Raw genomic sequence first — 12,785 nt, forward strand, 5'->3', positions numbered from 1 at the left:
TTCTGTGCATGGCTACCATTTACCAGGGTACGTGCACGGTCGAAGGAGCGGCGATGACACCCCCTGTGGACCCCAGTCTCAACCGGCGCAAGCTGCGCCTCGCCCTGCGCAAGGCGCGTGAGAGCGCCGGGCTCAGCCAGCGTGAGGCCGCGGCGCGGGTGGAGTGGTCGCAGTCGAAGCTCATCCGGGTGGAGACCGGGACGGTGAGCGTGTCCGTCAGCGACCTGCGCGCCCTGCTGGCGTTGTACGACGTCACCGAGCCGGACACGGTGAACGAGCTGGTGGAGGCGGCCCGGGGCAGCAAGGGCCCCAGCTGGTGGTCCCGTTACCACGACGTCGTCTCACCGCAGTTCGCCCAGTACCTCGGCTACGAGGGCGCCGCGCACGCCGTCGACACGTACCACCCGATCGTGATACCGGGACACCTGCACACCCGCGCGTACGCGGAGGCGCTGCTCGCCGAGCGCGGGCTGACCGCCGAACGGATAGGGCGCGTGGTGGACTTGAGGATGGAGCGCCAGGAACGCATGCTGGACGGCACCGGCCGGCCGGCGGCCACCTTCGTCCTGGACGAGGCCGCGGTGCGGCGGCAGATCGGCGGACCGGCCGTGTTCGGCGAGCAGTTGGGACAGATCCTGGACTTCGCCGGGCGCGACGGCGTGACCGTGCGCGTGCTGCCCTTCGAGGCCGGGGCCCACTACAGCACGCTGGGCAGCTTCGTACTGCTCCGCTTCCCCGACGACGACGATCTCGTGTACTTGGAGCACGCCGCCGGCAGCATGACCGGCGGCGAGGACCTGGAACTCCTGGCCCGGTACCAGGAGTGCTTCCAGACGATCATGGAACGGGCACTGGACGAGACCACGTCCCTCGACCTGATCGAACGCGTCAGGCAGAACCTCGAGGCCCGCTAGAACCGCGGCACTGAGGGCGGGCAGAGGCAGGGGAGGACCGGCGTGGTCTCCAGGTCGACAGTCGAGGCGCTCCTGGACATGGTGCGAATAGCCTTCGGCTCCAGCATGAACGACGAGGAGCTGAAGGCCCAGGCCATCCAGGACCCGGGTCAGACGGAGCGTCTCATAGCCATCGAGGCGTCCCGTGCGCGCGACAAGCGCAAGCAGACGGCGCTGATCGGCGCGATCGCGCTGGTGGCGCTCTTCATCGTGGTCAAGATGGCGCCGGTCGTCCTGCACGCGGCCCGTGCCCTGAAGCTGCCCGTGTCCGAGATCGGCACCACGCTGGGCACCTTGGCGTCGACCGCGGCCGTCGCCGGACTCGCCTGGTGGGCGAAGCGCAAGCTGAATGCCGGGCGGGGCGGCCCGACTACTCCGCAGAACCCGCCTGAGAATCGTAACGAGGGCGATCAGAACCAGGTGGGGACGTCGTAGGCCCGTTCCCCGCTCGCCACACCCCGGCGCCGACCGCCACGGCGAAGGCGACGGTCACCCACAGGATCCTCTTGGCGAGCACGCTGTCGACAAGCATGGACGCGACGGCGGCAGCCAGTGTCGCGAGCGCCCCGGCGGTCACGGTGAACGTGATGACACCGCCCACGAGGACGCCGGCTCTCCGCTTTCCGCCCGATCGCCGCACCGCGGATGCCTCGGCATTCATATGGCCCCCTACCGCCTGCCGATGGCTGGATAAGAACGTCACGGACCGTCCAACTCTCCTTGTTCCACGGCATGCAGGAAATGTGTCCAAGCGGAGGCGGTGAAGTGCAGCGAGGAACGCGCGGGCGCCTTGGAGTCGCGCGTCAGCACTCGGCCCTGGCGCACGGCTACCTCCACGCACTCGCTCTCATTGCCACATCTGCTGCTCCTGCGCCACAAGGGTTTCCCCTTATGCACTGCCCCAGCCCCCCTGCTTCCCCCACATGCCTGGATAGGTGCCCGTCCAGGTTAGTGGACGGGTGTGCACTGTCGCAGCGAGTACCCGGAAATCCCCCACCCGGAATCCTCAGCCGCGTCCGCCCATCACCTGAAGTGACCGAACAACCAGCGTACGTGACGCCGGTCACCCTCGGCCATACGGGAATCAGCCGGTGACGAAGGCCGGGCCGTGGCCTCCGGAAACCGGAGGCCACGGCCCTCAACCGCCTTGCCCTTCCGCTTACTTGCGGATCAGGCTGCGCAGCACGTACTGCATGATGCCGCCGTTGCGGTAGTAGTCCGCCTCGCCGGGGGTGTCGATGCGGACGACCGCGTCGAACTCGACGCCGGTGTCGGTGGTGACCTTCACCGTGCGCGGGGTGGTGCCGTTGTTCAGCTCCTCGACGCCCGCGAAGGAGAAGGTCTCCTCGCCGGTCAGGCCGAGGGAGTCGGCGGACTGGCCCTCGGGGAACTGGAGCGGCAGGACGCCCATGCCGATGAGGTTGGAGCGGTGGATGCGCTCGTAGGACTCGGCGATGACGGCCTTGACGCCGAGCAGCGCGGTGCCCTTGGCGGCCCAGTCGCGCGACGAGCCGGAGCCGTACTCCTTGCCGGCCAGGACGACCAGCGGGATGCCCTGCTCGATGTAGTTGCGCGAGGCGTCGTAGATGAACGACACCGGGGCCCCTCCATCACCTTCGGCGGACCGGGTGAAGTCGCGGGTGTAGCCGCCTTCCGTCCCCGGCGCGATCTGGTTGCGCAGGCGGATGTTGGCGAACGTGCCGCGGATCATGACCTCGTGGTTGCCGCGGCGCGAGCCGTAGCTGTTGAAGTCGCGGCGCTCGACGCCGTGCTCCGTGAGGTACTTGCCGGCCGGGGTGTCCGCCTTGATGGCACCGGCGGGCGAGATGTGGTCCGTGGTGACCGAGTCGCCGAGCTTGGCGAGGACGCGGGCGCCGGAGATGTCCGAGACCGGGGTGGTCTCCATCGTCATGCCCTCGAAGTACGGGGGCTTGCGGACGTAGGTGGACTCGCTGTCCCACTCGAAGGTGTTGCCGGTGGGGATCGGCAGGGCCTGCCACTGGGCGTCACCGGCGAAGACGTCGCTGTAGGACTTGGAGAACATGTCCTCGCCGATGGCGCCGGCCACGACCTGGTCGACCTCGGCCTCGGACGGCCAGATGTCCTTGAGGAAGACCGGGTTGCCGTCGGTGTCGGTGCCCAGGGCGTCCTTGGTGATGTCCACCTTCATGGAACCGGCGATCGCGTAGGCGACGACCAGCGGCGGGGACGCCAGGTAGTTCATCTTGACGTCGGGGTTGATGCGGCCCTCGAAGTTCCGGTTGCCGGAGAGGACCGAGGTGACGGCGAGGTCGTGGTCGTTGACCGCCTTGGAGACCTCCTCCGGCAGCGGGCCGGAGTTGCCGATGCAGGTGGTGCAGCCGTAGCCGACGAGGTTGAAGCCGACCTTGTCGAGGTACGGGGTCAGGCCCGCCTTGTCGAAGTAGTCGGTGACGACCTTGGAGCCCGGGGCGAGGGTGGTCTTGACCCACGGCTTGCGGGTCAGGCCCTTCTCCACGGCCTTCTTCGCGACCAGCGCGGCGGCGACCATGACGTACGGGTTGGAGGTGTTGGTGCAGGAGGTGATGGCCGCGACCGTCACCGCACCGTGGTCCAGCTCGTAGGTGGTGCCGTCGGGGGCGGTCACCTGGACCGGGTTGGAGGGCACGCCGTTGGTGACGGCGGGGGCGTCGGAGGCCGGGAAGGACTCCTGGCCCGCCTCGTCCACGCTGTCGACGTAGTTGCGGACGTCCTGCTTGAACTGCTCGGCGGCGTTCGCCAGGACGATGCGGTCCTGCGGGCGCTTCGGGCCGGCGATCGACGGGACGACCGTCGAGAGGTCCAGCTCCAGCTTCTCGGAGAAGTCGGGCTCGGCGGCCGGGTCCAGCCAGAGGCCCTGCTCCTTGGCGTACGCCTCGACCAGGGCGACCTGCTGGTCGCTGCGGCCGGTCAGGCGCAGGTAGTTCAGGGTCTCGTCGTCGATCGGGAAGATCGCGGCGGTGGAGCCGAACTCCGGGGACATGTTGCCGATGGTGGCGCGGTTGGCGAGGCTCGTGGCCGCCACACCCTCGCCGTAGAACTCGACGAACTTGCCGACGACGCCGTGCTTGCGCAGCATCTCGGTGATGGTGAGCACCAGGTCGGTGGCGGTGGTGCCGGGCTTGAGCTCACCGGTCAGCTTGAAGCCGACGACGCGCGGGATGAGCATGGAGACCGGCTGGCCGAGCATCGCGGCCTCGGCCTCGATGCCGCCGACGCCCCAGCCGAGGACGCCCAGGCCGTTGACCATGGTGGTGTGCGAGTCGGTGCCGACCAGCGTGTCCGGGTACGCCTTGCCGTCGCGCACCATCACCACGCGGGCGAGCTTCTCGATGTTCACCTGGTGGACGATGCCGGTGCCCGGGGGGACGACCTTGAAGTCGTCGAAGGCGGTCTGGCCCCAGCGCAGGAACTGGTAGCGCTCGCGGTTGCGGCCGTACTCCAGGTCGACGTTCTGCTTGAAGGCGTCGGGGGTGCCGAACTTGTCGGCGATGACGGAGTGGTCGATGACCATCTCGGCCGGGGAGAGCGGGTTGATCTTGTTCGGATCGCCGCCCAGCTCCTTGACGGCCTCACGCATGGTGGCGAGGTCCACGACACAGGGCACGCCGGTGAAGTCCTGCATGATCACGCGGGCGGGCGTGAACTGGATCTCTTCGGACGGCTGGGCCTGCGAGTCCCAGCCGCCGAGGGCGCGGATGTGGTCGGCGGTGATGTTCGCGCCGTCCTCGGTGCGGAGCAGGTTCTCCAGCAGCACCTTCAGGCTGTAGGGAAGGCGCGCGGAGCCCTCGACCTTGTCCAGCCGGAAGATCTCGTACGACTCGTCGCCCACCTGCAGCGTGCTGCGGGCGTCGAAGCTGTTCGCCGACACGACAGTCTCCTTCATTCATGTGCGCGTACCACCGCATCCTGCCGCCACGCCGCCTTGGCGAACCCGCTGAGGTCAGGCTAAGTTAGGTAACCCTTACTGGAGCGGATCCGGGGCGGCGACCGCAGTACGCCTCGGCAGATATCTCGATGTCGAGATAACTCTAGTACATGGGGGCGGAACGGTCATGCCCGGACCCGGTGTGGCGTGCGCCCCACACCCACCCCTGCCCGGGTGACCCCCAGGGCCATCAGTACGCCGAGCGGGGGTATCCGACTTGTGCCGGGGTACCCCGGCACGACTCGGAAGGAGGCACGATGCCCCTCACGTTCCGCAAGAGTTTCCGGATACTTCCCGGAGTGCGCCTGAACATCAACAAGCGGTCCTGGTCCATCACCACCGGCGGCGGCAAGAACGGCCCGCGCCACACCCGCAGCAGCACGGGACGCCGTACGACGTCGATGGATCTGCCCGGGCCGTTCGGCTGGCGCCGCACCCGCACCACCGGGCGCCGCTGACCGGCCGTCACCTCTTCGGCCTCCTGTTCGTCACTCGAACAGACCCCCCAAGAGGCGCCATCTCATATCTGAGATAGCCTCAACCTCATGGCAGACGACTACCTCGTACGCATCGGCAAGCTCATCCGTGACGCCCGGCAGCACCGCGGCTGGACGCAGTCACAGCTCGCGGAGGCGCTCGGCACCAGTCAGAGCGCGGTCAACCGGATCGAACGCGGCAACCAGAACATCAGCCTTGAGATGATCGCCCGGATCGGCGAGGCGCTGGACAGTGAGATCGTCTCTCTGGGCTACGCGGGACCGATGCACCTGCGGGTGGTCGGCGGCCGGCGCCTCTCGGGCGCCATCGACGTCAAGACGAGCAAGAACGCGTGCGTGGCGCTGCTGTGCGGCTCGCTGCTCAACAAGGGGCGCACGGTACTGCGCCGGGTCGCGCGCATCGAGGAGGTCTACCGCCTCCTGGAGGTGCTGAACTCCATCGGCGTGCGCACCCGCTGGATCAACGACGGCGTGGACCTGGAGATCGTGCCGCCGGCGGAGTTCGACATGGACGCCATCGACGCCGAGGCGGCGGTGCGCACCCGCTCCATCATCATGTTCCTGGGCCCGCTGCTGCACCGTATGGACCGCTTCAAGCTGCCCTACGCCGGCGGCTGCGACCTCGGCACCCGCACCATCGAGCCGCACATGATCGCGCTGCGCCGCTTCGGCCTGGACGTCGCCGCCACGGAGGGCCAGTACCACGCGGTGGTCGACCGCGGCGTCCGCCCCGGCCGCCCCATCGTCCTGACCGAACGCGGCGACACGGTCACGGAGAACGCCCTGCTGGCCGCCGCCCGCCACGACGGCGTCACCGTCATCCGCAACGCCTCCTCCAACTACATGGTCCAGGACCTCTGCTTCTTCCTGGAGGCGCTGGGCGTGCGGGTCGAGGGCATCGGCACCACGACTCTGACCGTGCACGGCGTGCCGGTCATCGACGCGGACGTCGACTACTCCCCCTCCGAGGACCCGGTCGAGGCGATGAGCCTGCTGGCCGCGGCGGTCGTCACGGAATCGGAACTGACGGTCCGTCGCGTCCCCATCGAGTTCCTGGAGATCGAGCTGGCGGTCCTGGAGGAGATGGGCCTCGACCACGACCGCACCCCGGAGTACTTCGCCGACAACGGCCGCACCCGCCTGGTCGACCTCACGGTCCGCCCCTCCAAACTGGAGGCGCCGATCGACAAGATCCACCCCATGCCCTTCCCGGGCCTGAACATCGACAACGTCCCGTTCTTCGCGGCGATCGCCGCCTCCGCCCAGGGCAAGACCCTCATCCACGACTGGGTCTACGACAACCGCGCGATCTACCTGACGGACCTGAACCGGTTGGGCGGTCGCCTCCAACTCCTCGACCCCCACCGTGTCCTGGTAGAGGGCCCGACCCGCTGGCGCGCCGCCGAGATGATGTGCCCGCCGGCCCTGCGCCCGGCGGTGGTCGTCCTGCTGGCGATGATGGCGGCGGAGGGGACGTCGGTGCTGCGGAACGTGTATGTCATCAACCGGGGTTACGAGGATCTGGCGGAGCGGTTGAACTCGATCGGGGCGCAGATCGAGATTTTCCGGGATATCTGAAGCTTCTCAGAGAAACCACCACTGCGCCCCTCCTGAGCTGCACGAATGTGAGACAGGAGGGGTGTGCAGGCGCCTCTGGGAGTTCTCTGGGACTTTTGGCCGGGCGTGAAGGCTTTCGAGGCACACACTCCACACGACGCGTCGTCGGAAAGATGCGCATGACGAGGGAGTGAGTCGGTACTCGTAGGACTTTGCGCCCGCCGCGGCCCCGAGACAGGCGTCAGCGGGACCCCGTGCCGAGGTCCGTGAGCAAGTCGTTCAGCACCATTTCCTCCTCGACCCGGACGCCGCACTCGGCGAGAGCGACGGCCAGGGCCGGGTCCCAGGGGGTGGCAGCGGGCAGGCCCGTCAGATTCGGGGCTCCGACCACTGCGGTCGCTGCTGCTCGGTATTCCGCCGCCGTGTAGCGCCACGGCCGCCAGGGGACGCTTCGCGCCAGTGCTGTGGCGATGCGCACCCCGCCCCAGTCGAAATCGCCGTGACAGAGAAGGCGGGCTCCCCGCGAAGACTGGTCGCGCAGCAACGTGAGCGCGGCAGCCGACGGTTGCCCCTGGATGCACACCATGGGCGGGCACTCCCGGCCGAGGGTGTCGGCGGCAGCGGACAGTACCGCGGGGTTCTCGCAGATGTGAACGGTTCCCGCCAGGCCAGGGGCAACCGGTGCGCGGCCGGTGAGGGAGCGGAGCGTCAGCACCGTCGGCTCCCCAGCGTCGGCCATCCAGGCGAGAGCTGGGGTACCGCGCAGGTTGAGGGTGAGGACGGTCGATGACAAGTCGTCCTTGAGCAGGCCCGCCGAGGCCCATGCCTCCCGCCGCCACTGCGCCCCGGAGCCGTCGGGGAAGCCGGTCAGGCAACGGATGCCGGACAGGACGAGAGTGGCGAGCGGCGTTCCCTCGTCCAGAGCATGGGCGCCCGAGAGATTCCGTGCCGCGAACGTCGCCCGCGACGTCGGGGGTGACGCGGGCAGTGCACGCAACGCGCGCACGGCGGCCTCCACCAAGGGGACCGCCGCCTCCGGTGTGCGGGCGAGGCGTCGTACGAGACCGTCACCGCGGATCCGTTCGGCCCAGTGGGCCAGCTCCGCGTCGAGGATGCCGAGCGGGGCGTACGCCTCCTCCCAGGCTTGTTCCTCTCTGTTCCGCGTCTCGGCGTGGAGTACGACCGGGCCGGCGAGGGCGACGACGGCCGCCGCCAGTCCGCCGGGGCTGACACCGGAGCGACGCAGGATCTCATCCACGGTGTCGAGGCGGATGCCGAGGGAGCCGCTGGTTCGTGGTGCCCGTCCCAGGAGCCGCTCGGCGGCGCGGCGTTGGGATTCCTCGGGGGCGGACAAGGTGACAGAGCCGGTGAGCGGCCGGCCGCGTGCCATCCGCTGCCGCACGCGGTCCACGAACCAGGTGAGGCCGGGATCGCCGAGCAGGCGTCCGAGGCGCTCGGTGTCGACGTCGGTCCGGGCTTCTGCCGGTGCAGGCCCCATCGGCACCGCGCCCGCGGTCACGTCCGGCGGTGTCGTACGTCCGGACGCCGCCCGGCCTCCGTCGCGGTCAGGCGAGGTCGTCGCCTGGTTCACGTCCACAGGGCCCCCTGTCCGCCGGCACTGTCGACCACGGCGGTCCGCCCTGGCCCACGGGATGGGCTCACAGGCCCGTCGGGCCACTCGCCGGAGTCCCCAGCAACGGCAGTTGCCGCTAACGTGTCCGCCCGGGCATCAGGCTCCGTGCCGCGCCGCCGTTCGCTGCCGTCCCATTCCCACCGTGTCACCAGTACGGCGTCGATGTCGTCGACGCGGGTGAGCTGGGCGATAGCGATGCCCGGCACCTGGGGGTAGCAGGCCCATTCACGTTCACTGGTCATGACGACGTCGAGGTCGAATGCGCGCAGCAGGCCGAGGCACTTGGCGCGTGAGTCGTCGTCGACGCCGGCGAACGCCTCGTCCAGGGTGACCAGGCGCGGGCCGTGCGCGCCGCTCGCGCTCGCGTAGTGCGAGGACGCGGCTGCGAACAGGGGCACGGACGCGGCCAGCACCCGCTCCCCGCCCGAGGCGGGACCGGAGGCCGGGACCCACTTGCCGTGCTGGTGGCGTTCGACGCCGAACTCGTACCAGGACCGGTAGTCGAGGGCGGCGGTGAGGTCCTCCAGCCAGCTGCCGGCGCTGTCGTCGGCCTGACGGTGGGCGATCTGCTCCTGCAGGAACGCGCCTACCGCAGCCCGGTCCTCGGGCGACCACGCGTCAGCGGACTGACGCAGCCGTTCGCGGGCCTGGGCCAGTCCCTGTGGCGCCCGGCGGGACGCTCTCCACACCAGCCGCAGCTTCATGCCCGTGGAGGTCGGACGCTCTTCCAGTTCTGCGTTCATGGCGGCCACCTGTCGTTCGGCCGCCCCGATCAGCTCCTGGAGCGTCCCGGCGACCTCGGTGATCAGATGGGTCTGGAGGATCTCACGTTCGCGTGCGGACAGAATGCGGGTCAGTTCCGCGACTTCCACAGCCAGTGCCTCGGCGAGTTCTGGCACGGCCCGTTCCCGGCCCTGGTAGACGATGTCAACCCGCATGCCGTCCTCGCTCGGGCGGGCGGTGGCGGTGTGGCCATGCCGTGACAGGGCGTCCTGGAGCCTGCTGAACTCCTCGCTCAGCCGCTTCTGCACGCGCTCCCAGGCCGCGTCGGTGTCGTCGATCGCGGAGAGCCGGGACTCCACCGCCCGCGCGAGGGCGATGGCGGGGGTCGCCGCCCACGTCCCTCCGCCGTCGTCCGGTACATCGATGTCGGGCAGCGCGACGGCGAGCAGCCCCGTTGCGGCGAACCGCTGGAGCGCCGCGACCGCTTCCTCCCCGCGCGGCGGTCGCCTCGGTGACATCTTCGGCGAGCCGCTCGATGCGTCCCTCGGCGCGGCTGGCCCGCCGGTCGGCGTCACCGTACTCCGCCCGGGCCTGCCGCTGCTCGTGCTCGCAGACCCGCGCCGCCTCGGCCGTCTCCTCCAGTTGCCTCTGCAGCTCGGCGACGGCCGCTCCGACGGTGGAGCGGAGCGTCGTGAGGTGTTCGTCCGCAGCCGCGGCCGACCGAGCCGCCTGTGTGGCGCGCTCCGCGAGTTCCGACACGAGGAGTTGGGCCCGGCCGGTCTCCTCCCGCTCACCGGTCACCGCGCGCTCGGCCTCCGCGCGTTCGCGCAGTGCCGGCCACAGGGCCGCCAGAAGGGCGGTGTGGTCGGCGAGCGCCTGGCGCACGGCGCCCAGTGCCGTGTGGTCGGCGGGGAGGTTCAGGGCCGCCGCGGTGTCGGTGAGTTCGGCCGCCGCACGATCGGCCCGCTCCGCCGCCGGAGCCAGTTCCGCGGCACGTTCGTCCCGCCGAGCTCGGGCCCGACGGACCGCTTCGGCCGCGGCGGTGACGCGTGCGTGGGCGTGCCGCAAGCCGTCGTCGCCGGGCAGCACAGCGAGTTCGGCGTCCAGCGTGGCACGGCGCTCGGCCACGGCGCGGGTCTCCTCGGCCAGTCGTTCCCGCTCCGCCGTCAGACCGTCGATCTCGGCGCGCAGTTCCCGGATGCGGACGCGGCGTGCCTGCTCCCGCGCACCTTCCCCCACGTACTGGGCGCTGTCCGTGGCCCAGCTCCCGGTGAGCGCCCCGACGCGGAAGCGCCCGTCCGCGCAGACCCAGGTGCCGTGGCCGCCGGCCTCCCAGGACGCCTCGCCGGACCCGTCGCCGTCGCCCGCGACCAGCCCGATCGAGGCGAGCAGGCGTGCGACCGTCTCCTCCCCCACGGCGGCGGCCCCCGCGTCCGCAGGGTCGACGGCCGGGCACAGCGCGCGGTCGAGGCCGGTCCCGCCGAGCAACCCGACCGGATCGAGCAGTACGTCGTGTCCGTCCGCCGCGACTGCGGAGCCGTCCGGCCGCACCCAGGCGTCGAGGAGCCCCGACGCCTGCAGCGCGGCTTCCAGTCCCGCGCGGTCGGCCCCGGTGACGTGTGGGTGGAAGTCGACGAGCCGCCACAGCGGGGCGCCGGGGCCCCGGTCCCGCACGCCAGGTGTGCGCGTGGGGGGAGCCGCAAGGCCGCGCTCCCCGCCTGATTCGAGGGCGGTCAGTTCCTCCACCGCCAGTCGCTACCGTTCCGCCGTCGCCGCCTCGCGGTGGGCCAGTCCGGCCGCCCGGTCGGCCAGCCGGGAGGCGGCGGCGCGATGCGCCTCGCTCGCCGCCGTACGGGCCGGCATCGGGCCGTCCAGAGAACTCGACCAGTCCTGTACGGCGTCCAGGAGCACGGGCAGCCCGGGCACCCGCAGCTCCACACACCCGGAAAGACGCTCCCGCACGGCCGTGACCAGCGCCTGCCCCTCCCGGGCGACGTCCTCCTCCGCCTCGGCCAGTCGCTCCTCCCCGTGCACGACCTCCTCGTCGGCCTCGTCGACGCGCAGCCGAGCGGCACGGTGCCGTTCCTCGGCCTGCTCGGCCAACGTGACGAGCTCCGCCACGTGCCCGACGGCGCGCTGCCTGCTCGCGGTCGCCTCGTCCGCCTCCCGGCGCAGAACCGCGTCGGGGGCTCCCTCCGTCCTGGGCCGCTCGAGCCGGGCGGCCACTGCGCTCTCGGCCACCCGGTCCCTGATCCTTTCCAACGCCTCCCGGGCTGCTGTGAGCCGGTTGTCCGCGGTGGCGAGCCGGCCCACGGCCCGGGTGTGTGCCTCCGCCGCCGTACGCCGGTCCGCCTCCGCCCGTTTCAGGTCTGCTGCCGTGCGGGAGGCGTCGTCCGCCGCCCGGTCGAGCGCGCGGGCGTCGAGCATCTCGGGCCGGGACCGCAGCGTGGCGTCCTGGGCGGCCAGCCGTGCGGCCCGCTCGTCGAGGGCGGCACCCCTCGCCGCGGCCTCCTCGCGTTCCGCCGAGGCCCGGTCTCGGTCCGCCTGTGCCCTGGCGAGTTCCCGTTGCAGGTTCTCGTACCGGGCGTGTTCGCGGCGGGGCAGTCGGGCGCGGCGCCGGGAGGCGAGGCGGGCGTAGCGGCGGTAGTGGCCGAGGAACGCCGTGGACGCCTGTTCGGCCTCGCGGGCCGCCCGCAGTTCCTCCTTCTCCTCGTCCAGCGACCGGAATGCCTCCGCCGCGTCGGCGACGACCGCCTGGTCCATCGGCGGGAGTGCCTCGGTCAGTGCCCGGGACAGGGCGGCCTCGCTGGGGCGTTTGGACAGCTGGGGCTGGCGCAGCTGGATCAGGAGGTCGACGAGGGCGCCGTAGCGCCGCTCCCCCAGCCCGAACAGGGCTTCGTCGACTGCCCTGCGGTATGCCTTCGCCGTGTCGTACACCATGCCGTGGGCGCCGACGGCCTCGGCGAGCCGGTCCCGGGACAGTGCCGTCCCGGTCGCGTCCAGCAGGTCGAGGCCGGCGCCGACCCGCTGGCCGGTGACCGCGAACCAGTGGCGGGCGATGCCACGTCCGGCGACCGCCTTGAGTCCGCACAGCAGCGTGCGGAAGTGCGCCTCACCCGTGCTGCCGTCGAGTCGTCCGAACTCGATCCAGGTGTATCCGAGCCGTTCGGGGTGCGGGTGCGCGCCGCCCAGGAGGAGGTTCCACTCCATGCGCTTGCCCGGGTCTCCGTCGGGTTCGACGCGGCGGGCGGAGAGGTCGCCGTCCAGGAGGAACGGCAGGGTGAGGGCGAGCACCTTCGACTTGCCGGTGCCGTTGTTGCCGCGCAACAGCAGCCGGCCGTCGCGGAACCAGAACTCCTCGACGTCGTAGTGGAAGAGATCGACGAGTCCGATGCGCAGGGGCCGCCACCGGCCCGGCGCGGGAGCGGGCAGCACGGGACCGGGCGACTCGGGTCCGGGGAGCGCGGTCACGGGGC

10 protein-coding genes are annotated in these 12,785 nt (G+C 70.9%); 4 read left to right on the top strand and 6 right to left on the bottom strand.

The features are described from left to right. The first annotated feature begins 53 nt into the window (after window positions 1-53). The gene (locus tag J7I94_RS27565) at window positions 54-914 is read left to right on the top strand and encodes a helix-turn-helix transcriptional regulator (protein WP_215171182.1); all 861 of its coding nucleotides are present in this window, start codon (window positions 54-56) and stop codon (window positions 912-914) included. Between the two features lie 42 nt (window positions 915-956). Continuing rightward, window positions 957-1,388 carry a hypothetical protein gene (locus J7I94_RS27570; RefSeq protein ID WP_215171184.1) on the top strand — a complete coding sequence of 144 codons (432 nt, stop codon included), beginning with the start codon at window positions 957-959 and terminating at the stop codon, window positions 1,386-1,388. 264 nt (window positions 1,389-1,652) lie between these two features. On the opposite strand, the gene J7I94_RS27575 is transcribed toward J7I94_RS27570, so the two are convergent. After that, complete coding sequence (locus tag J7I94_RS27575; protein WP_215171186.1) at window positions 1,653-1,850, bottom strand: DUF397 domain-containing protein; 198 nt, start codon at window positions 1,848-1,850, stop codon at window positions 1,653-1,655. 262 nt (window positions 1,851-2,112) lie between these two features. Beyond that, complete coding sequence (acnA, locus tag J7I94_RS27580) at window positions 2,113-4,842, bottom strand: aconitate hydratase AcnA (protein ID WP_308114718.1); 2,730 nt, start codon at window positions 4,840-4,842, stop codon at window positions 2,113-2,115. Window positions 4,843-5,156: 314 nt separating this feature from the next. Here acnA and J7I94_RS27585 point away from each other — a divergent pair, with 314 nt between their 5' ends. Both J7I94_RS27585 and J7I94_RS27590 read left to right on the top strand, forming a co-directional pair. After that, window positions 5,157-5,357 (top strand): DUF4236 domain-containing protein, encoded by a 201-nt coding sequence (locus J7I94_RS27585; protein ID WP_215171189.1) that lies wholly within the window; start codon window positions 5,157-5,159, stop codon window positions 5,355-5,357. An 87-nt stretch (window positions 5,358-5,444) separates the two neighbouring features. Further along, a complete protein-coding gene (locus tag J7I94_RS27590; protein ID WP_215171191.1) occupies window positions 5,445-6,974 on the top strand; it encodes a UDP-N-acetylglucosamine 1-carboxyvinyltransferase in 1,530 nt (509 codons plus the stop codon). Between the two features lie 220 nt (window positions 6,975-7,194). Here J7I94_RS27590 and J7I94_RS27595 read toward each other — a convergent pair whose 3' ends face one another. The 4 genes from J7I94_RS27595 to J7I94_RS38660 all read right to left on the bottom strand — a co-directional run bounded on the left by J7I94_RS27595 (window position 7,195) and on the right by J7I94_RS38660 (window position 12,780). Further along, entirely contained in the window at window positions 7,195-8,550 is a 1,356-nt protein-coding gene (locus J7I94_RS27595) for a TIGR02679 family protein (protein ID WP_308114719.1), read from the bottom strand. Continuing rightward, window positions 8,541-9,524 carry an SbcC/MukB-like Walker B domain-containing protein gene (locus J7I94_RS38650; RefSeq protein WP_251075826.1) on the bottom strand — a complete coding sequence of 328 codons (984 nt, stop codon included), beginning with the start codon at window positions 9,522-9,524 and terminating at the stop codon, window positions 8,541-8,543. The genes J7I94_RS27595 and J7I94_RS38650 overlap by 10 nt, the downstream gene beginning before the upstream one ends. Beyond that, window positions 9,514-10,983 carry a hypothetical protein gene (locus tag J7I94_RS38655; RefSeq protein WP_251075827.1) on the bottom strand — a complete coding sequence of 490 codons (1,470 nt, stop codon included), beginning with the start codon at window positions 10,981-10,983 and terminating at the stop codon, window positions 9,514-9,516. Before J7I94_RS38655 ends, J7I94_RS38650 begins: the two co-directional genes overlap by 11 nt. An 81-nt stretch (window positions 10,984-11,064) precedes the next feature. Next, on the bottom strand, window positions 11,065-12,780 hold the full coding sequence (locus J7I94_RS38660) for a TIGR02680 family protein (RefSeq protein WP_308114720.1): 1,716 nt from the start codon (window positions 12,778-12,780) through the stop codon (window positions 11,065-11,067). Window positions 12,781-12,785 lie beyond the last annotated feature (5 nt).

The sequence above is a fragment of the Streptomyces sp. ISL-12 genome, assembly GCF_018614415.1.
GTDB lineage: Bacteria > Actinomycetota > Actinomycetes > Streptomycetales > Streptomycetaceae > Streptomyces.